Source organism: Clostridium sediminicola, assembly GCF_050402865.1.
Classification (GTDB): domain Bacteria; phylum Bacillota; class Clostridia; order Clostridiales; family Clostridiaceae; genus Clostridium_AF; species Clostridium_AF sediminicola.
Map to the genome: position 1 here is coordinate 741,508 of NZ_BAABMF010000001.1, position 20,387 is coordinate 761,894.

Below are 20,387 nucleotides of genomic sequence, written 5' to 3' on the forward strand. Positions count from 1 at the left end.
TATTTTTTGTTTTAAAAAATGAGTGATGTAAACACCACCCATTTTTATAATTATTTACTCGATGTTAAAGTAATAAGTTAACAGATTTTATTCAAATACTGTTTGCCCTTCAACTTCGGTTTGTAATGCTTCTAATGATTTTTCAACTATTTTTCTTCTTATTTTCTTCTCCTCAGCTGCATCCAAAGCTGGATTTCCAAGAGGATGTGGAATTGCTACAGCAGGTACAATTCTATTAGCTCCTACTGTTAAAGAGATTGGTACTACTGTACAAATATGTACAACAGGAAGTCCAGCTCTTTCAATTTCTTTTACCATCGTTGCACCGCAACGTGTACAAGTTCCTCAGGTTGAAGTTAATATAACTGCAGTTACACCATCAGCTATTAACTCCTTAGCTATTTCTTCAGAGAATTTTTTTGAACTACTAACAGCAGTTCCATTACCTGTAGTTGAGTAGAAGTATTGATGAAGTTCACCAATAATGCCTTCTCTTTCCATATCTCTTAAAACATCAACAGGAATTACTCTATCTGAATCTTGATTTGCGAAAACTGGATCATATCCACCATGTGCTGTTTCATGTGTTTCGTTAGTTAAATCATTGAATTTAGATATGTCATATTTTCCATATTTTGAAGCACTTGAAGATTCAATACGATCAGGATTACCTTTAGGTACAATACCTCCAGATGTTACAATAGCAATTTTAGCATTTGATAAATCCTTAACTGCAGGATTTGGCATTACTGTATCAAATACAGGCATTGCATATTCAGTAACAAAGTCCTCACCTTTTAATTTTTTAATCATCATGTCAACCGCTCTTTTTGCACCACGATCTTCTCTGAAAATATTTTTTCTAACACCTCTTGGAATATAACCTTCAGCTTTAGGTGACCCAATTTCCTCACCTTTTCCAAGTTTTATGGCAATCTTTGCTAAAGCAGGGGCTGCCTTTCGCATAGAAGCTGCAGAGTTTCCAGTTTCTATAATGTATAGATCTTTCTTATACATATCTGCACCTGGATTTTCAGCATACATAGCTGTTACAACTGGGATATTTAGTTCTTCTTTTACTGCTTTACATATAGTACCGCAAGCTACCCCATAACGACCTGCATTAAAAGCTGGTCCTGCAATAAATAAATCTGGGTTGTATTCTTTTATCATATTAAGAATTTCTTTTTTTGCTTCGTCTAAATTTTCATTGAAATAAGAATCTCCACAGATAACTGTAGCAACAATTTCACCCTCTTCTTTCATAGCATTTTTCAATGCTAAACCAGGGCCTACGATACCTTCTCTTATTTCAGGTTTTATATCTGCTTTTTCTTCTCCACCAATACCAGCAAAGAATTGATTTATATAATGAACTACTCTAATTTTGCTCATAAATTTCCCCCCTTTCTTATATTTACAGGAAAGTTTTTAAAGGTATTTGCAATATTGTTCTCTAATAGAAGACATTTCAGAAATTATATCATCTACATCTAAAACCATTTCCATCATGCCTATTTGCTCTTCGTATACTTCCTCATTTACTGCTTCTTTTACTTCTGGCTCTACTACGTGATAAGTTTTTAGTCCCAACTGGACTCCTGCTAATGAACCTGCGAAAGTAGGGTCTCCGTTTGTAACTGTTTCTGCTGCTAATCCTGCAGCTTCACCTTCTGCTGCACCTAAAAGAACTATCATGTTCTCTGCACCATACTTTTCAGTTAAACTTTTTACCCTATTTTGATTTTCTAGATCCATAGCACCTGCAGCTGTTCAGACAAAGCATTCTGTTGATGAAAAAACTATTTCAGCACCAGTACCTTTGATACATTCAGCTATTGCAGGACCAGGTATACCATCTCTATCGCCAACGATGATTACTTTTGCTCCTTCAAACATACTCATGTTCGATATCCTCCTTATTGTTTAGTTTCTTGTATTTTAATCATAATATTAATTATTTATTCATTAAAACTCTGTTGCCGACATTTTATTAAAGCCTAATTCATTTGTTGCACCTGTAATAACTTGAATCTCAGCTTCAATACTTCCATCTGCTCTTAAACTACCGTCAAAACCACCAGCAATTTTATCTATGTAATCCAACATTCCAATAACTCTTTCCATAGGTGGAAGAACTATTACCTCATTGGCATTTCCTCCAGTTACTACTGCATTAGCTTTTGGATCTGAATCAGCTAAAGATTGAGATGCACCATCTCGTCCAGCATATTCATCAGTAACGATTACAGTTTTAACTCCATTATCCTCTATTTTTTTACAATTCATGATTAAATCTGTATCAGGGTTACCAAAACCTTCTTGAGAAACTATAGCTCCATCTAATCCCAAGAATTTACAAAGCTTAGAAGTCCAATCAGAAGATCTTTCTTTATCAGCAAGGTATACTGTTTCATTCGTAATAATTACCCCTACAAAGTTTATATCTTTACCATGTCTTTCATATAAATCATGAATAATTGGATTGTTTAAGTGATGATAAGTAGTATTTTTATCACAAGCTGATACACAGTTACCACTAACAATTGCGCCATCCATAATTTCAGTAGGATAAAGAATTGTTGGAACTATTTTCTTTGCATCTACTCCATATACATAAGTATCATGCATAAGTCCTTGTGTTTGAAGCATATAAACATATCCAACTTTTGGTAGTTCAGGATATTCTTGAATACTTTCAAGTAATGGTTTTGTTTCATAAGATTCTATAATATCAGGTTCTACGTTTAATCCTGCTTCACCTAAATATTTAGCTACCCTAAATCCTGCTTTTCTTGCAGCTGCTTCATATTCATATTGAGATAATCCATCAGCTGGTTCAATTACTAAGCAAACATTATTTAATTTAGAAAAAGGAGTATAATCTGCTCCTGGACCACTCATATCAATAATACCTTCTTGGAATCCTACAATTCTACCACATGTAACTACAGCAGCTCCGCTTAAAACATGAGTTCTACCTTCTCCAACAGTATTAACTTTTCCCATTACTCCTGGAAAAATTGTTCCCTGTCCAGATACCTTAACTCTTGGTTCGATAACATCTTTAACAGGAGTTATTCTAGTTTTCTCACCTGGGTGCGCTAATTCAACTTTTACACTTTTGATAAATTCATCTTCCATAACAAGATCAATTATTTCATTTTCATTTACGTATAATACTCCATTTTCAACTTTAGTAATATCACCAAATTGAACGTCATTAATTTTTATTTTTCCTAATTCCAATAACATCTTGCTCACCTCCCTCAATATTTAAACCCATTCAGGTGAGCTTCTACTCACCTCATGGATAATAACTAACCTAAGTGTTTTTTGATCATAGCATCAATGTTAGATTTTGTTGCATCAGTTTTTGTCAACTCATCAATCTTTTCTCCATCTTTATAAAGAGATATTGTTGGAAGACCTAAAACCTTTTGAGAAATTGCTAATCTTCTAGCTTTTGAAGTATTTAATTTAGTAAATTTCATTTTTCCTTCATATTCCTCAGATAATGCTACAACATCAGGTAATAATGCTTCACATGGCACACATCCATCACCAAAATAATCAACTAAAACTAATCCTTCAGCTTCTAAAACCTCAGCTTGGAAAGTGTTTTTATCTAAAATAATCATATTTTCACCTCCTTAAACTTATTGTTTATATTTTATAAATTCTTATTCAGAATCTTCAACATATCTTTCAGCATTTACTGCTGCAATTGCTCCATCGCCTGCTGCTGTAATTACTTGTCTTAAAGATTTAACTCTGATATCTCCAGCAGCAAATACACCTTCGATATTTGTTTTCATGTCTTGATCTGTAACAATATATCCATGTTCCATTTCAATTTGTCCTTCATATAAACTACTAATAGGAGTGTATCCAATGAAAACAAATACTCCGAATATTCCGTCATCTTCATCAGCAAAGTACTCATTAGTTTCACCAGTTACAGTATTTTTAAATACAACTGATTCTACTATTCCATCTCCTTTAATTTCTTCAATTACTGCATTCCACATGAAGTTCATCTTATCATTTCTAAATGCTTTCTCTTGAATAGATTTAGCAGCTCTTAACTGGTCTCTTCTATGAACTATAGTAACTTTTCTTGCAAATTTTGTTAAATACAATGCTTCTTCAACAGCAGAGTCCCCTCCACCAACTACAAATACTTCTAATCCAGCGAAGAAATCCGCATCACAAGTTGCACAATAAGAAACACCTTTACCTGTAAACTCTTTTTCTCCTGGACAACCAATTAACTTTGGTTCTGCACCAGTAGCAATTATTACAGATTTTGCACGATACTCTCCTTTTTCGCATTTAATAACTTTAATTTTTCCTTCAAGCTGAACTTCAACAATATTATCACTTATTCTTTCAGCGCCAAATTGTTCAGTTTGATCTACCATTCTAGCTACTAAACTTGGACCACTTTCCTCTGGCATAGCACCCGGATAGTTTGCTATCTCATGAGTTATTACAATTTGTCCACCTGGACTATCTTTTTCTAAAATCAAAGTTTTCATTCTTGCTCTTGCAGCATAAAGTCCTGCTGCTAATCCAGCTGGTCCTGCTCCTAATATTACTACATCATATAAATTTTCCATTTTTACCCTCCTGCATGATAAATTGCTATCTTCCACCTAAAACTTTCCCAGTCATTTATACTCTTAAAATTGAATCATACTCTCTACCGCACCTTTAATGAGAGAATAATCTATCAATTGAAAATCTTCAAGAATTCCTTTAGTCCATTCAGGTGATTTTTTTATATTTAAAAATTTCTTTGTTACATCAATACTACCTTCAATAATCTGAAGTGATTTCATATCAAGTTTCCCTTTATTTTTTGATATCAAAACAGATTTATAAGGTGTCTCATTAGGTTTAACACTTCCTGAAAGAGGATGAGTTAAAATTTCATGTCCTTCATGTATTCTATTTCTTACATCCGATAGAACATCCAAGTAACTATTATCTTTCAAAAAAATTATTTCCATTTTTTCTTTATACTTCTCAGCTACCATAGGATTGTTTGTTATTAGTATGCTATTCAACTCACTCACCTCAAGATATTAATTATTACATTAATTATTTTTCATAATTTTCTGTCATATAACCCTAATTTTAAAAAATAAAAAAGAGAAGCATAGCAAACAAAGCTTGCCATACTTCTCTGTATTTAACCTGAGAGTTTCTTCTAATATTTAGAATTGCCCCTTTGGTGTCTATGAAAAAAATCATAAACTTTCCAGAGTTCTGTCAAAATACGGTCCTTTTTACCTGAGAATTTCGCTCTAAGTCAGACATTTCTTAAAACTTTTTCCTTCGGCGATCCAATTGGATTCTCTCCCGCATTCGTCAATCAGAATTATATTATGTTATCGTTTAAATTTCATTGATTATGTTTACATTATATCATTTTATTTAATATTTACCTTAACAAAACAGACATTATTTAGTATTATTAAGACATTTATTTTAGTTTTTTTAACAACTCACTTTATTTTTTATGAGGTATTAAAAAACACTTTAAATAGATTTATTTCCATTGAAAGTGTTAAGTTTAAAAATTGGCGGGAATATGTGGGAATCGAACCCACCCAGGACGCTACTAACGCCCCAACACGGTTTTGAAGACCGGCAGGCACACCAGCACCTATCTACTCCCTTAAAACATTTATTATGATATAACACTTTTCGATATTTGTCAACAAAAAACTTTGAGTAAAATTTCTTTACTCAGAGTTTTTTTGCTAAATTAGCGTTCTTTCATTTCCATTTCTTTTAGTTATCTTCATTTGGTCCAAATGTTCTAAAAATGTCACAGCATATTGTCTTGAAGTGTCAAGCGCTTGTCTTGCATCAGATATTGAAAGTTTACCATTTTCATCTAAAAAATCTATCAAAACATTCTTACCTAATTCATAATTTTCTTTATATAAAGCTAAATCTTGTGAAATTCTTATTAACTCCTCATTCTTTATTAATAATTCATATAAGCTCTTATACTCAAGTGCATTGTTTTTTCCTTCAGTTAATGATTTTAATTTTGGTGGAGAAAATTTAGCTTCTCTGAAAACTTTCAGAATATCATTTTTAATTAATTCTTGTTCAATAGTCAGTTTTATTTCGAATTCCTTTTTGCATATATAATTTCCTTTTATTTCAAATTCCTCGCTATTATTAAGTATTTTTAATACTTCTACATACATTTTATTTTTAAGAGTTTTCCTGAATACTTTAGTTTTCAATTCTTCTCTGGAAATTCCAACTTCTAAAGGCGATTTTTCATGAAAATCCTCTAATATTTTATTTATTTCAAGTCTCAAATCTTTAATATATTTTTTATGAATATAATTTACCTTACCACTTTGAGTCAACGCAAATATAACTGACTTATTTTGAAGTTCAGATAATATTTCAGCAATATTATCCACTTTTTTACCAGAAGCTTTGATTATATCTTCTTTACTAGGAAAGGTTGAACTAATTTTTTCAATTGTATGCGCAATAATCTCATCAATACTTCCTTCAGTTTTTATTTCTAGATTTTCTATATAATTCTCATCGAAACGTTTTGCTTTTTCCCCATTTGGCTCAATTATTATTCCTCCACCAATTGTATACATAGGTGAGTAGTTTCTTATTATAAATCTATCTCCTCTTTGAAGAGCCGACATATCCTCTAACCTAATTTGCACAAAACCAGATTCACCAGCTTTAATAATTTCTTTATCTAGTAAGATAATTCTTCCCATTATCTCAGATGTCCCTGAATAAAATCTTATTCTCTGCCTATTTTCCAAATCATTTTTCGCACTTTTTAGATAGAACAATTTAGAATCTACCATATAGGTTGATTCTAACGCTTGTGGAACGGAAATTATATCTCCTCTTCTAATATCTTCTTTTTTTACATTCATTAAATTAATAGCACACCGCTGACCCGCTTCTGCTATTTCACTTTTTTCTCCATGAATTTGAATGCCTCTGACCTTAGTTTTTAACATTTTAGGGTATATTAGTAATTCATCATTTACTTTTATAGTTCCACTAAGAACTGTTCCTGTAACTACCGTTCCAAAACCTGAAATCGTAAAAGCTCTATCCACAGGAAGTCTAAAATGTCCTTCTTTATCTTTTTCATCAGCTTTGTCTACGGTATCATCTAAAATTTCAATAAGTCTATCTATTCCATCCTTCGTTTTTGAAGATACACAAACTACAGGAGCATCTTTCAAAAATGTTTCATTTATTTCATCCGCAACATCACTTTTTATCATTGACATCCATTCTTCATCAACTAAATCAGACTTTGTTATTACTACAATTCCTTTTTCAACCCCTAAAAGCTGAAGTATTTCAAGATGTTCTTTTGTTTGAGGCATAATCCCCTCATCTGCAGCTATAACTAGCAAAACAACATCTATCCCCATAGCTCCCGCCAACATATTTTTAATGAATTTTTCATGACCAGGCACATCTATTATCCCTGCTCTTTTTCCAGATGGAAGATCAAAATACGTAAACCCAAGATTTATAGATATTCCTCTCTTTTTTTCTTCATTTAAAGTATCTGTTTCGCGATTAGTCAAAGTTCTTATCAACTCAGTTTTACCGTGATCAATATGTCCAGCTGTTCCTATTACTATATGCTTCATACTTCACCTCAACCTCTATAGCTAAGCTATACTTTTCTCTATTAATTCAAATGCTTTTATAATATCATTAAAATCATTATCCTTTACAGTTCTTATATCCATAACAAAAGCATCCTCTTTTACCCTCCCAATAATTGGAGTACTATTTTTTCTCATAAGCGCTTCAATTTTTGATGAGGAAAGCTTTTCATTCTTACTTTTAATAATATATGAAGGAATAGTCTCAGTAGGTAATGAACCTCCTCCTACCTTTGAAGAATCTTCTTCTATTTTAAAAGTAAATGAACTAGTTGTTTTCTTTAATTTTCTTACTAAGCTCTGAGCTCTCTTTTTATGAATTTCTTTGTTTGTAAGCATCATATTTAAAGTAGGTATATTTTCAATTGCTTCTTTTTCAGACAAATATAATTTCAAAGTAGCTTCTATAGCAGCTATAGTCATTTTACCAACTCTCAAGGCACGTGTTAGCTGATTTTTTTTCATTTTATCTATATACTTTTTCTTTCCAATAATAAAACCTGCTTGAGGTCCACCCAACATTTTATCACCACTAAAAGTAATTACATCTATTCCACTTTTCACACTTTCCTGAACAGTCGGTTCGTATGTAAAACCATATTTAGAAAAATCTACAAGTGCACCACTTCCTAAATCTTCAATTGTTGGCAAGTCATACTTATTGCTAAGATAAAGTAATTCTTCTGAAGTTATCTCTTTTGTGAAACCCATTATTTTGTAATTAGAGGTATGAATCTTCATTAAAACACCAGTATTAGTATTAATGTTATTCTCATAATCATACATGTGTGTCTTATTTGTTGTTCCTACTTCCACTAATTTAGCACCGCTAAGCTCCATTACATCAGGCACTCTGAAAGAGCCCCCAATCTCAACAAGTTGACCTCTTGAAACTATAGCTTCTTTACCATTACACAGGGTACTTAAAGTCAACATAACTGCTGCTGCATTATTATTTACAACTAAAGCTGCCTCAGCACCAGTAATTTTTGTAATCAAACTCTCCAAATGATCATATCTACTTCCTCTTGAACCTTCTTCGATACTATACTCAAGATTATTATAATGTTTCATTACTTGCATTACGTTTTCAGAAGCAGCCTCACTTAAAAGGGACCTTCCAAGGTTGGTATGAACAATTACACCGGAAGCATTTATTACTTTTCTAAAATGATTTTGAGTTTTCTCATTTATTAACTTATCAAAATAATTTAAAATATCTATGTTCTCTAAACTATCAATTCTATCATTTAATATTTCTCCTCTATAAAAATCAATAGCTTCTCGAAGAGCTTCTATTATTAAATCTCTATTTATAGATTGTAAATATTTCTTCACTATATCTTCATTTAACAAATAGTCAATTTTAGGTAATTCTCTTAAAAGTTCTTTTCTCATCTTTATCACCCGCTTAAGTTTTATAAGTTTTACGGTAATTTAAAACTATTAATAGTTTATTTTACAATTAATGAAATTCCAGTTTCCTTTTTAAATTCACCAATGATTACTGATTTTAATGAAAATTGATTTAGTTCTTCTAACATTCTATTTGCTTCTTCTTTTTCAGCAGCTATTAATAATCCTCCAGATGTTTGAGGATCAAATAATATATCCATCAACCACTCCTGAACATTTATCATTTGAAATTTTCCCTGTAAATATTCTCTGTTTTTGTAGCTTCCTGCTGGTACAAGGCCCATTTCTGCGTATTCTTTTGCTTCTTCTACATAAGAGATTTGGTTTTTATCAATTACAAGTGTTAATTTTGATGCAGATGCCATTTCATATGCATGCCCCATCAAACCAAATCCTGTTATATCAGTACATGAATGAGTATTATAATTCATCATGATTTCACCTGCATACTTATTTAATGTAGTCATTACCTCTACTGATTTATTATAAGCATTTTCTGAAGCCATTTCAGCTTTTATTGCAGTATTTAAAATTCCTGTACCTAAAGGTTTTGTAAGAATTACTACATCTCCTTCTTTAGCTCCATAATTTTTCATTATTTTTTCCGGATGTACTATTCCTGTTACAGATAATCCATACTTAGGTTCATTATCTTCAACTGAATGACCACCCACAACTACTGCACCAGCCTCAAGAACCTTTTCTGCACCACCCCTTAAAATTTCTCCTAAAATATCTGTAGATAAACAATTAGGAAAACCTACTATATTTAATGCTACTGTAGGCTTTCCACCCATTGCATAAACATCACTTAATGAGTTTGCAGCAGCTACCTGTCCAAATATATATGGGTCATCCACAACAGGTGTAAAAAAATCAAGTGTCTGAATAATTGCCAATTCATTATTTAATTTATATACAGCAGCATCATCACTAGTTTCTATACCAACAATTAAATTTTCATCTTCCATTTTTGGAAGCTTACTTAATATTTCTGAAAGAGCTCCCGGCCCTATTTTAGCAGCTCAGCCAGCCTTTGTAGTCATTTGAGTTAATTTTAAGTTTTCATTAGCCTCAACGCTCATATGCCTTCCTCCTTTATCTTTCTAAATCTACACGTTAAACGCATTTTCAGATTCGTATTTATTTGTTATATAAACTATTTCTATATTAGTCTATAACAATACTTATTTCAAGTCTATAATCTATTATCTTCAAACTAAAAAAGCTGTAAAATTCACCTCAGCTTCTTTAAATTAACTCTCATTTTCTTTTTTATAATTTATAGGCGAAATATTCATATTTTTTTTAAATTGTTTTGAAAAATAATTGCTATCTACAAATCCGCAATCTGCTGCAATTTCAGTAATACTTTTATTAGTGTTAGCCAACAAATAACATGCATATTTTATTCTCAATTGTAAGATATGATTCATAGGGGTAGTCTTGTAATTTTCTTTAAATATTCTTGTAAACTGCCTTGTCGATAAACATGCCTTTTGTGCTAGCTCATCCACATTTATTTTTTTTGTATAATTAGACTCTAAAAATTCAACAGCTTGGGCAAGTTTATCTTTTTTATCATAACTATCATTTACACATGACATATATAATCTTGATAAAAAAGTAACTAATATCATAAAGTAAGAATGAAAAATCATATCAAATCCATGTTTTTTTTCATTGTACTCAACAATCATTTTATCTATGATAGAGTTTACAAACATTTGACTACTGTAATCAAGTATCATTTTATTCTTATCGCTAAACTGACTTTTATGAAAGGACTCCACTACGAACAAATCTTTAAATCCAGAGATTTCTTTTATGTTTCCAGCAGATTGCATTAATTGTTTATCATTATAAAACACACTATACATCTCTAAATTCTCAACATTTTTAAAGCCATGGCTACAATTTTTATTTATTACATAAACCTGCCCTACCTTTGCCTTAAATTCTTTATTATCAATTAAATGCACCGCACTCCCTTGTGTAATTATTCATAACTGAGAGTACTCATGCTTATGCATTGGATAATCGGAATTTAAACAACTTACCTTAGCATAATAAGGTACTATCATATTTTTTTGCTTATTTTTTTCCATGTTTTATAAAAGCACCTACCCTTCTTCAATTCATCGTTTATTTTAATAATACTATTTTATCATTGATTTTTAGAATCTAAAATTTATTTAATGACTGAGTAATTGTATCATATATTTCCCTATTTACAGCTGTCACCACAACATTTCCTTTGAAATTTGAACTTTCCATAGAAATTATTTTCACAATAGCTCCCGCTTCTCTTGCTAGCAAAATACCCGGCGAAATTTCCCATAACCTCTTAGAAAACATTATGTGAGCGTGTGTTTTACCAGACGCAACAAAAGAAAAATCTATACTAGAAGATCCTTGAATTCTTATTTTATTTACTTTATCGTGTAATTCCTCTATTAGTTTCAATTGAATCTTTCTAGATTGAGGATTCGATTTTGAAAAATCCCCAAAACTGATTATGGAATTTTTAGTATGTACTTTTTTTGATACATTCACCAATTTTCCATTCACTAATAAACCTTTGTTTTTTATAGCTAGATAAAACTCATCAATTTCTGGTAAATAAACAGCTGCTAAAAGTTCTTCTTTGTTTTTCAATAAACATATTTGCACACCATAAAATGGATTATTTACTGTAAAATTTAAAGTTCCATCGATTGGATCTAAAATCCAAGTGTATTCATTTGTCAAGTCATCATTACAACTTTCTTCACCAATTATTTTGTGCTGTGGAAATTTTTCAAGTATTTTGGATACAATATAATTTTCCATAGAAATATCTTTTGCAGTAACTATATCCTGCTCACCCTTTTCCTTGACGTCTAAAGGTATGTCTTTATTTAATAATATTGTTTTACATCCTTCCTTAATTACTGCTTCAATGAATATTGCAGTTTCACAAAAATTAATTGATTTTGAATCATACTTTTTCATATTTTTCTACTCCATTGCTTTCATAAGATTAAAATAATATTACTAAAAATCTATTATAACATATATTATTTCTAAAGCTTATTAGTAATCCTAATATTCAATATATTTTTAGTTTACACAAATTTCATCCTTAAAGTTTAGAAAAGTCTTATCTCCTATACCACTTACTTTCTTAATATCCTCAATTCTTTTAAAAGTACCATTTTCTTTTCTATAATTAATTATCTTTTCAGCTGTAACATCTCCTATACTATTTAAGGTTTTCAAAGCATTTTTATCTGCTGTATTTATATTTACTAAATTAGAACTTTTAGAATCTTGGCCTTTCTCCATGTCATAATTATTATCTATCACAATGTCATTTTCACTACTATTGAATACACTAACTAGATTATCTCCAAATTCTTTTGCTTCTACTGTGCTATATACTACAATAGTTTCTTCATCATATATCTTTTCAGCTAAATGCAAATTTTTGGTGTATGCATTTTTATCAAATCCCCCTGCTAAATCTATCAAATCATACAACCTGCTTCCTTCTTCCAAGGAATAAACATTAGGATTCTGAACAAAACCTTTTATTTCAACCATAATTAATTTTTTATTTTTTTCTTGATCTATAACATCAGAATTATCCACTAATATTTCTTCTATTTCTTTATCATTTTTTGTATCTTCAACAATTTGTTCTTCAAAAATATCTTCATTTTTATTACTAACAACATTTTTATTTGTAATATAATATCCGACAGTTAAAAAAACGCAAACAATTATACCAATGACTAAAGTGCCAATAGTTTTATTTTTTTCATTCAAATTATCACCCTCATATCAAAATATTCTTTTTATTTTTAAATTCTTAACATTTTAGATTTATAATAAACACTAAAAATGGAAAAAGTATTTTGATAATAATGTATTTTTTTGTTATACTAAAAACATAAATGACTAGGAGGTATTTTATGCGTAAAATTTACAGGGGTTTCTTGACAATAATAATTATATTAGGTTTATTTTCAGCAAATGTATTTGCAACAGGTACTGAACCTCCAATTATATCAGCAGATGGTGTCGTACTAATGGATGCTGACTCTGGAAATGTTATTTATTCCAAAAATCTTGATAATCAATACCCACCTGCATCAACTACAAAGATAATGACTGCTTTAATAGCTTTAGAAAATACGAATTTGGATGATGAAGTTACAATAGGTAAAGCTCCTCCATTTGCAGATGGAAGTAAAATATATATAAATGAAGGCGAAAAACTTTCAATGAGAGATTTACTATATTCACTACTACTTCAATCTGCCAATGATTCTGCTGAAGCTATAGCTGAACATATTTCCGGTTCTACAGAAGAATTTGCATTATTAATGAATAAAAGAGCAGAGGAACTAGGTTGCAAAAACACAAATTTTGTTAATCCTCATGGTCTATATGATGATAATCATAGAACTACTGCTTATGACCTTGCATTAATTTTAAAAGAACTGTGGACATATCCTGAGTTTGTGGAAATAGCCACTACATCAATACATCATATTGAACCAACTAATAAACAACCTGAACAAAGAAACCTCTGGAATAAAAATAGATTAATTCAAAAAACAGAGAAATATTATTACGAAGGTTGTGAAGGTGGTAAAACTGGCTATACTATCCAATCTAAACACTCATATGTTGCTGTAGCAAAAAAAGAGGAAGTACGACTTGTTGCAGTTCTTCTTCATGATGAACAACGCACTTATTGGGATGATGTTGGTAAATTATTTGATTGGGGTTTTGAAAATTATTCTAAAGTTAATATTAAAAGTAAAGGAGATTTGATTCAAACTTATAATGTTAATGAAACTACTTCTATTCCAGTATCAGCAGGTTCTGATTTCAAATATTTACTTGATAATACCACTACTGAAGAACCAACTTTTAAAATAATTGAAAAGGATTTGTCAAAAACTTCATTTAAAAAAGGCGATACGATTCTAGCAGCAGATGTTTTACTAGGTGAGAAAAAAATAGGTGAAATTCCTGTAGTTGCTGATGAAGATTATTCTTATAAAAAACCTGTATTCCCAACGATAAATGAAAATGAAAAAAGTTTGTTTAGTTCAATACTAACTATTCTGAAATTTTTAGGACTGGCTCTACTGATAATTGTCATTATTTTAAGAACGAGAAAAGTATATAGAGATAAAAAAAGAAGAAAAGCAAAATACCAACTAATGAGAAGAAATGCATATTTTCATAAATATTATAAGAAATAAGTAAAAGGTTCCTTTATTGAAAGGAACCTTTTTTAAGTGATAATTTTTTGATTAATACATTCATATCTTCAGGTAATGGACATGTTATTCTTATTACCTTCTTTTCTATAGGATGCGGAAACTCAACAGAGTATGCATGAAGCGCTTGTCTATCTAATAGCTTTGTAGCTTCTTCACCATATAAAGAGTCTCCATATAAAGAATGACCAATACTACTCATATGAACTCTAATTTGATGGGTTCTTCCTGTAATAAGTTCTAATTTAATCAAAGAGCCTATCTCATTACAACTAATTAAATCATATTTAGTAATACTTCTTTTACCAGCCTTATCAATAAACCTTTTTATTTCACCATCAATACTATGTATTGGTTTATCAATTATATCACTTTTTTTTTGAATCATACCATGAACTATAGCAAAATATTCTTTTTTATAAGTCTTCTTTTCCATTTCTTTGGCTAATCTCATGTGACCAAAAGAGTTTTTTGCTATAACAATAACACCTGTAGTATCTCTATCTAACCTACTTATCAAACGAGGCATAGTTTTTATACCCTTATCTGCTAAATAGTAAGCCACTCCATTAAGTAAAGTTTCTCTTATATGTTTTTTTGTAGGATGTACAACAATACCAGGTTTCTTTTCTACAGCAATTATCAAATCATCCTCATAAAGAATATTTAATTCCAGTTCGTCAGGTTCAATAACATTCTCATCCTCTTCCGGTAAATAAATTCTAAGTTTATCACCTTCAGATAATTTTGAAAACAAGGTAGCTTTCCTAAAATTTATTTCAATTCTACCTTCTTTTGCAGTTTTCCTGCAAAATCTACTGGAAAATTCCAGAACTTCACGCATGTAAACTTGAACTTTATACCCTTGATACCTAGACTTAATATTAAAGTCAAGACAATTATTCAACTATAGCAACAACTTCCATTTCAAGTAGAGCATCTTTTGGTAATTTACCAGCTTGAACACAAGATCTTGCAGGTTGATCTTTAGTGAAGTACTTAGCATAAACTTCATTAACTTTTGCAAAATCATTCATATCTCTTAAGAAAACAGTAGTTTTAAAAACTTTGTCTAAAGTAGTTCCTGCTTCTTCTAATACTGCTATAATATTTTGAAAAACTCTCTCTGTTGCCATTTCTACGTTATCATTGATGAATTCCCCTGTTTCTGGGTTTATTGGAATTTGACCAGAAGTAAATAATAAATTTCCTACCTTTATTGCTTGAGAATATGGCCCAATAGCAGCCGGTGCTTTTTTTGTACTAATAATTTGTTTTTCCATAATAAGCCTCCATTTATATTATTTGTATACTAACTGTTCAACTAACTTATATTTTACTAACTTTTCTTAAACTTTTCAATATAAACAAGATAAATTTTTTATAAAAAATTTTTTTAATATAAAAAATCTTTTTGTAAAATCATATATTTGCCTTTAAAATCAAATCATTTCTAGCATTAACTGTATCTATATGTAGCAATTGGCCTCTTTTAATTATATAATTTATGGTATTATCCAATCCTAATAACAATCCTTCATCCAAATTGCTAAAAGTTTTTTTTCTCAAAATATCTACTCCAGGAAAATTTCTACTAGGTTCAATATAATCTGCTATATAAATAATCTTTTCTAACAAGCTCATATTTTTTCTACCTGTCGTATGATATATAATAGCATTTAAAATTTCATTGTCTTCTATTTTCATCTCAGTTTTTGCAATATATGCTCCAGCAACTCCATGTAGCAAAGAAGGATTTTTTAGTGTGACTTCATCTAATTTAAAACCATACTTTTTGCTGTATTCAATAAGCTTTCCATCACTAAGATATTTAGCACAGTCATGTACAAGAGCAGCTATCAATGCCTTTTGAACATCAACACCATTTTGCTTTGCAAGTTTTACCGCTGTATCTTTTACTCCAATACAGTGCTCAAATCTTGTTTTTTTTAAATTAGCCTTTATATATTTAATAATTTTTTCCTCACTCCACATAATTTACCTCTCAACTCTTCTTATATAATCGTAATTCTTTTATCTTATTATGTAAATTCCATGGTATTAAGTATGAAACTTCTTTACAATTGCTAATTTTTTCCCGAATAAAAGTAGATGAAATATCTATTAAAGGCATGTCTAAAAATATTATTTCTTTATCATATTTTTCTTCAACTAATCTTTTTTGAGTTAATAACTGCTCTTTAGAATAGCCCGCTCTAGTAAATACAACAAAATTGCATTTTTCGAATATACCTTCGACATTTTTCCATGCATCTAGTTCCATTAAACAATCAGCTCCTGTAATAAAATACCACTCAGTATCAGCCTCAACTTGATAAAGATGTTCTACTGTTTTATACGTATAGCTGTATCCCTTACTTTCAATTTCATAATCAGAGACATTAAACTTTTCTTCATCTTCAATAGCTGTTTTCACCAACAAATATCTTGTTTCAGCATTTGTAATATCTTTTTCTTTTTTGTGAGGTGGATTTCCAGATGGCATGAATATTATTTCATCAAGCTGAAGCCTATACAATGCTTCATAAGCTATATGCAGATGACCATTATGAATTGGATCAAATGTTCCACCTAAAACTCCTTTTTTCTTCATCAATGTATCATTCCTTTATAAATATAAACACTTAATGTTTAAAATGTTAGTGTACAACACTAATAGTATATCACAAAGGAGCCTTAGAAAAAATATATATTTAACAAAACTGCTCACATGTAAAATTTATCCTCCTAAAGTGATATCTTGCTTATCATACCAACTTATTGCATCATAAAAATGCTGTACTTGAAAATTTGGCCAATAATCATCAATTACATAAAAATCTGCATATATCGATTGAACAGGTAGAAAACCACTTAGCCTTCTTCTCCCTCCCCACCTAATTATTAGGTCTACTCTTGATATATCATTAGACTTTACATATTTTACAATATTCCTATTATCTTCTGACGATCTTTTAAGATGATTCAAATCCCACTGCCATCCATAGTTAACCAAAAAATTAACCTTTATGCCACCTTTACCGAAAGATTTTCTCTTTGTATATGGTAATAATTCCTTAGGAAACATATCAGATTCAGTATTTCCAACCACCAACAAGGATGCATCTTCATTTGAAAGTAATTTCACAGCGTTAATACACGCATTAGTAAAAGCTAGCCTTTGCTTTGTCGGCCTCTTAGTATTATCTTGTGTAAATCCATAGAAAGTAACCTCTTTAACACCTTCCTTTTGACATAATTTAAAAAGTAAAAGCCCAGGATCGATTCCGATGTTGTATCCTTTATCTTTACTCATTCCATTTAATACTGCCCATCTTCTATTCCCATCAGGAATAATTCCAATATGCTTTGGTATTCTCAATATTTTCACCTCATATTTTTATAGCCTCTTGATTTATTATTTACAATTACCAAAATATTATTTATATTCTTTCCACAAATTACATGTATTCCATCCAGAAATAATAAAAGTCCATAAAGGCTTCCCCTATGTTCCTTATTTTATTTTCTCTATTTAAAGATGAAAAATGATAATAATTCTAAATTCTATAATACTTGCTTTTCTTAACATATATTGCATTTGAAGCAATTGACTAAATCTTGTACACTTTTCTTATGGAGGTGTTCTAATGCACAAAATCTATAATTACATTAAATTTTTCGCAATAATTTTTCTTATAATTTTGATATCTAATTCAAAATCAGTGAATAGTTTGTCTGTATTTCAAAATAAACATAATATTTCAACTGTTAAATCTTGGACTGTAAATCTCAATTCAGAAGTTGATCCTATTTCAATTACATCTAATAACATTAGAGTTACTGATAAAAATGGTAATCTAGTTAATTCAACTATTTCTATTGGTAAAAACAAAAAATCAATTATTATTGATCCTCCTATGAATAATTATATTCCTGATGAAAATTATTTTATTAAAATTGAAAATAGTTTGAAATCCAAAAACGGAAAGCTACTAGGAGATTCTTTTAGTATGAAATTCAGTACAATTGATAAGTACGAAGATACAACAAATTTTAGCAGCTTGCCTAAAATAACCAATTTACAAATCATACAACAACCTATACTAGCTAATAATAAGCTTGATTTGAAAATAAAAACTAGTACTGATACCGCTACAGAATACAGAGTTTATATACATAAATATATAAATGAATTTTATGATGCAACATATTTATATGAAAATGTAAATTATTTAGAAATTACAGATGGTTATACTTCATTAAACAAAGAAGCACAAAATTCCTTTTTATCAATTAATAATGGACTAGCCTCAGGAAAATATAAAATTGTCGTATTTATTAAAAGATCCGGTATTGAGGGAAATCACAAAAATCAATATACAGATTATGATAATTTCTATACAAGTTATTTTAGAGTATTGGATAAAGATATTATCCAATCCCCTTCTTTAAATGAAACATATAATTTTATTAATTTTGATAAAACTTTAGAAGAAGTAACAAATTATGAATATACCAACGGAGCTCCTGTTCATGACCATCATTTAGGAATCAAATGGATAGGAGTAACAGAAAACATAATATCTTATTATATGAATCCTTTTAATTTTTTAGATGACTATGGTAAATATATATTTCTAGATCTTAGATATATGGACGGTATTTCATCACAAGATTTAAATAATATATTAGTTGGCAAAGGAATTTTAGAAGGAAAAGGACAAGCTTTCTTAGAAGCTTCAAAATCCAATAACATTAATCCACTATACTTACTTTCTCATAGTTTATTAGAAACAGGTAATGGTAAATCTGTACTAGCTAGAGGTGTACTGGTTACTGAAGTGGATGGATATCCTGTAACTCCAAAAATAACTTATAACTTGTACGCTGTTGGTGCTTATGATAGTGACCCAAACAAATACGGCTCTGAATATGCTTACAAACAAGGTTGGTTTTCAGTAGAAACTGCTCTTTCTGGAGGTGCAGCTTATATAGGAAGTAAATATATAAACAATCCAAAATACAACCAAAATACTTTATATGAAATGAGATATAATAACTCAGTAAAGTGGCATCAATATAGTACTGATATTGGGTGGGCATATAAACAAGTAAAAAACATAAAATATTTAATTGATAAAGTGAATAATGCTAAACCTGTTTTTGAAATTCCTGTTTATAAATAATATTTTTATTTAAATAAATAGTATTTTCTTTCTAAAAATTAATTTGAATAGAGCTCAAAATATCTGGACTAGTATATATTACTAGTGCATGTACTTATTACTTTTTCTTCCTGCAAACCACTATTATAATTTACTTTCTTTAAGGCAAACTATTATTGTAATCAAATAAAAGGAGGTAACATAATGGCTCAAAAATTAGTACCAGATGCAAAACAAGGATTAAACAAATTCAAAAATGAAATAGCTAACGAAATGAATGTTCCATTCACAGAGTATAATGGAAACCTCACATCTTCTCAATGCGGTAGTGTTGGTGGAGAAATGGTTAAAAGAATGGTAGCTCAATACGAACAAGGATTAAAATAATTAAGTAGTAATACAAAAATCATCTGAGTAAGAAAGCACCTTTTTCTTATTCAGATGATTTTTTTCTATAATTATTTTTTATTGTATTTTAAATTATTTAGTTAAGTATTTTTAGACCTTTTATATTTTTGAAAAAGTCAATAAATATTTAACCAAAAATAAAACCCTGAAGAAAATCTTCAGGGTTTTTAAATCAAGTTTAAATTATAAAACAACTATATTTTCAGCTTGAGGACCTTTAGCACCACTAACAACGTCAAAAGATACTTTTTGACCTTCTTCTAAAGTTTTGAAACCATCTTTTTGAATTTGAGAATAATGTGCAAATACATCATTTCCTTCTTCTGTAGTGATGAATCCATATCCTTTTTCTCCATTAAACCATTTAACTGTTCCTGTCATGTCTTATACCTCCGAAATTTTTATTCCTTTAATTCTTA

General features: G+C 29.9%; 21 protein-coding genes, 1 tRNA gene and 1 riboswitch. Of the genes, 3 read left to right on the forward strand and 19 right to left on the reverse strand.

Annotated elements, in window-relative coordinates:
• Positions 1–87: 87 nt before the first annotated feature.
• The 13 genes from grdB to ACQ3F0_RS03725 form a co-directional block, all read right to left on the reverse strand.
• Positions 88–1,395, reverse strand: coding sequence for a glycine reductase complex selenoprotein B (gene grdB, locus ACQ3F0_RS03665; protein ID WP_428863672.1), 1,308 nt, complete (start codon positions 1,393–1,395; stop codon positions 88–90).
• Between the two features lie 36 nt (positions 1,396–1,431).
• Positions 1,432–1,905, reverse strand: a complete 474-nt coding sequence (gene grdA / locus ACQ3F0_RS03670) for a glycine/sarcosine/betaine reductase complex selenoprotein A (RefSeq protein ID WP_428863673.1) — start codon at positions 1,903–1,905, stop codon at positions 1,432–1,434.
• Positions 1,906–1,968: 63 nt separating this feature from the next.
• Entirely contained in the window at positions 1,969–3,255 is a 1,287-nt protein-coding gene (locus ACQ3F0_RS03675) for a glycine/sarcosine/betaine reductase component B subunit (RefSeq protein WP_428863674.1), read from the reverse strand.
• 65 nt (positions 3,256–3,320) lie between these two features.
• On the reverse strand, positions 3,321–3,641 hold the full coding sequence (gene trxA, locus ACQ3F0_RS03680) for a thioredoxin TrxA (protein ID WP_428863675.1): 321 nt from the start codon (positions 3,639–3,641) through the stop codon (positions 3,321–3,323).
• Positions 3,642–3,683: 42 nt separating this feature from the next.
• Entirely contained in the window at positions 3,684–4,622 is a 939-nt protein-coding gene (gene trxB, locus ACQ3F0_RS03685; protein ID WP_428863676.1) for a thioredoxin-disulfide reductase, read from the reverse strand.
• A gap of 63 nt (positions 4,623–4,685) precedes the next feature.
• Positions 4,686–5,072: a GrdX family protein gene (locus ACQ3F0_RS03690; protein ID WP_428863677.1), complete on the reverse strand. Its 387-nt coding sequence runs from the start codon at positions 5,070–5,072 to the stop codon at positions 4,686–4,688.
• Between the two features lie 203 nt (positions 5,073–5,275).
• Positions 5,276–5,380, reverse strand: a riboswitch (glycine riboswitch).
• A 209-nt stretch (positions 5,381–5,589) separates the two neighbouring features.
• Positions 5,590–5,686: transfer RNA gene (locus ACQ3F0_RS03695), tRNA-Sec, on the reverse strand.
• An 85-nt stretch (positions 5,687–5,771) separates the two neighbouring features.
• Positions 5,772–7,679 (reverse strand): selenocysteine-specific translation elongation factor, encoded by a 1,908-nt coding sequence (gene selB / locus ACQ3F0_RS03700; RefSeq protein WP_428863678.1) that lies wholly within the window; start codon positions 7,677–7,679, stop codon positions 5,772–5,774.
• A 21-nt stretch (positions 7,680–7,700) separates the two neighbouring features.
• Complete coding sequence (gene selA, locus ACQ3F0_RS03705) at positions 7,701–9,095, reverse strand: L-seryl-tRNA(Sec) selenium transferase (protein WP_428863679.1); 1,395 nt, start codon at positions 9,093–9,095, stop codon at positions 7,701–7,703.
• Positions 9,096–9,151: 56 nt separating this feature from the next.
• The gene (gene selD / locus ACQ3F0_RS03710; RefSeq protein ID WP_428863725.1) at positions 9,152–10,159 is read right to left on the reverse strand and encodes a selenide, water dikinase SelD; all 1,008 of its coding nucleotides are present in this window, start codon (positions 10,157–10,159) and stop codon (positions 9,152–9,154) included.
• 210 nt (positions 10,160–10,369) lie between these two features.
• Entirely contained in the window at positions 10,370–11,095 is a 726-nt protein-coding gene (locus tag ACQ3F0_RS03715) for a helix-turn-helix domain-containing protein (RefSeq protein WP_428863680.1), read from the reverse strand.
• 202 nt (positions 11,096–11,297) lie between these two features.
• Entirely contained in the window at positions 11,298–12,107 is an 810-nt protein-coding gene (locus tag ACQ3F0_RS03720) for an inositol monophosphatase family protein (RefSeq protein ID WP_428863681.1), read from the reverse strand.
• Between the two features lie 108 nt (positions 12,108–12,215).
• On the reverse strand, positions 12,216–12,923 hold the full coding sequence (locus tag ACQ3F0_RS03725) for a ComEA family DNA-binding protein (protein ID WP_428863682.1): 708 nt from the start codon (positions 12,921–12,923) through the stop codon (positions 12,216–12,218).
• 146 nt (positions 12,924–13,069) lie between these two features.
• Here ACQ3F0_RS03725 and ACQ3F0_RS03730 point away from each other — a divergent pair, with 146 nt between their 5' ends.
• Complete coding sequence (locus tag ACQ3F0_RS03730) at positions 13,070–14,374, forward strand: D-alanyl-D-alanine carboxypeptidase family protein (protein WP_428863683.1); 1,305 nt, start codon at positions 13,070–13,072, stop codon at positions 14,372–14,374.
• 13 nt (positions 14,375–14,387) lie between these two features.
• Here ACQ3F0_RS03730 and ACQ3F0_RS03735 read toward each other — a convergent pair whose 3' ends face one another.
• From ACQ3F0_RS03735 to ACQ3F0_RS03755, 5 genes are all read right to left on the reverse strand, one after another.
• Positions 14,388–15,299 (reverse strand): RluA family pseudouridine synthase, encoded by a 912-nt coding sequence (locus tag ACQ3F0_RS03735; RefSeq protein ID WP_428863684.1) that lies wholly within the window; start codon positions 15,297–15,299, stop codon positions 14,388–14,390.
• Entirely contained in the window at positions 15,292–15,675 is a 384-nt protein-coding gene (locus ACQ3F0_RS03740; protein ID WP_428863685.1) for a RidA family protein, read from the reverse strand. Before ACQ3F0_RS03740 ends, ACQ3F0_RS03735 begins: the two co-directional genes overlap by 8 nt.
• Before the next feature lie 139 nt (positions 15,676–15,814).
• Entirely contained in the window at positions 15,815–16,387 is a 573-nt protein-coding gene (gene yqeK / locus ACQ3F0_RS03745) for a bis(5'-nucleosyl)-tetraphosphatase (symmetrical) YqeK (RefSeq protein ID WP_428863686.1), read from the reverse strand.
• 10 nt (positions 16,388–16,397) lie between these two features.
• A complete protein-coding gene (gene nadD / locus ACQ3F0_RS03750) occupies positions 16,398–17,006 on the reverse strand; it encodes a nicotinate-nucleotide adenylyltransferase (protein WP_428863687.1) in 609 nt (202 codons plus the stop codon).
• Between the two features lie 126 nt (positions 17,007–17,132).
• Positions 17,133–17,774, reverse strand: coding sequence for an undecaprenyl diphosphate synthase family protein (locus ACQ3F0_RS03755; RefSeq protein WP_428863688.1), 642 nt, complete (start codon positions 17,772–17,774; stop codon positions 17,133–17,135).
• 268 nt (positions 17,775–18,042) lie between these two features.
• On the opposite strand from ACQ3F0_RS03755, the gene ACQ3F0_RS03760 reads away from it, so the two are divergent.
• Positions 18,043–19,581 carry an N-acetylglucosaminidase gene (locus ACQ3F0_RS03760; RefSeq protein ID WP_428863689.1) on the forward strand — a complete coding sequence of 513 codons (1,539 nt, stop codon included), beginning with the start codon at positions 18,043–18,045 and terminating at the stop codon, positions 19,579–19,581.
• Positions 19,582–19,764: 183 nt separating this feature from the next.
• A complete protein-coding gene (locus tag ACQ3F0_RS03765) occupies positions 19,765–19,947 on the forward strand; it encodes an alpha/beta-type small acid-soluble spore protein (RefSeq protein WP_428863690.1) in 183 nt (60 codons plus the stop codon).
• A 204-nt stretch (positions 19,948–20,151) separates the two neighbouring features.
• Here the strand turns inward: ACQ3F0_RS03765 and ACQ3F0_RS03770 are convergent, their stop codons facing one another.
• Entirely contained in the window at positions 20,152–20,349 is a 198-nt protein-coding gene (locus ACQ3F0_RS03770; protein WP_428863691.1) for a cold shock domain-containing protein, read from the reverse strand.
• Between the last annotated feature and the right edge of the window lie 38 nt (positions 20,350–20,387).

Excerpts from the sequence above, each read along its gene's own strand:
- ACQ3F0_RS03675 (WP_428863674.1), bottom strand. The coding sequence starts at position 3,255 with ATGTTATTGGAATTAGGAAAAATAAAAATTAATGACGTTCAATTTGGT.
- trxA (WP_428863675.1), bottom strand. The coding sequence starts at position 3,641 with ATGATTATTTTAGATAAAAACACTTTCCAAGCTGAGGTTTTAGAAGCT.
- trxB (WP_428863676.1), bottom strand. The coding sequence starts at position 4,622 with ATGGAAAATTTATATGATGTAGTAATATTAGGAGCAGGACCAGCTGGA.
- selB (WP_428863678.1), bottom strand. The coding sequence starts at position 7,679 with ATGAAGCATATAGTAATAGGAACAGCTGGACATATTGATCACGGTAAA.
- selA (WP_428863679.1), bottom strand. The coding sequence starts at position 9,095 with ATGAGAAAAGAACTTTTAAGAGAATTACCTAAAATTGACTATTTGTTA.
- ACQ3F0_RS03720 (WP_428863681.1), bottom strand. The coding sequence starts at position 12,107 with ATGAAAAAGTATGATTCAAAATCAATTAATTTTTGTGAAACTGCAATA.
- ACQ3F0_RS03730 (WP_428863683.1), top strand. The coding sequence starts at position 13,070 with ATGCGTAAAATTTACAGGGGTTTCTTGACAATAATAATTATATTAGGT.
- ACQ3F0_RS03740 (WP_428863685.1), bottom strand. The coding sequence starts at position 15,675 with ATGGAAAAACAAATTATTAGTACAAAAAAAGCACCGGCTGCTATTGGG.
- yqeK (WP_428863686.1), bottom strand. The coding sequence starts at position 16,387 with ATGTGGAGTGAGGAAAAAATTATTAAATATATAAAGGCTAATTTAAAA.
- nadD (WP_428863687.1), bottom strand. The coding sequence starts at position 17,006 with ATGAAGAAAAAAGGAGTTTTAGGTGGAACATTTGATCCAATTCATAAT.
- ACQ3F0_RS03760 (WP_428863689.1), top strand. The coding sequence starts at position 18,043 with ATGCACAAAATCTATAATTACATTAAATTTTTCGCAATAATTTTTCTT.
- ACQ3F0_RS03765 (WP_428863690.1), top strand. The coding sequence starts at position 19,765 with ATGGCTCAAAAATTAGTACCAGATGCAAAACAAGGATTAAACAAATTC.
- ACQ3F0_RS03770 (WP_428863691.1), bottom strand. The coding sequence starts at position 20,349 with ATGACAGGAACAGTTAAATGGTTTAATGGAGAAAAAGGATATGGATTC.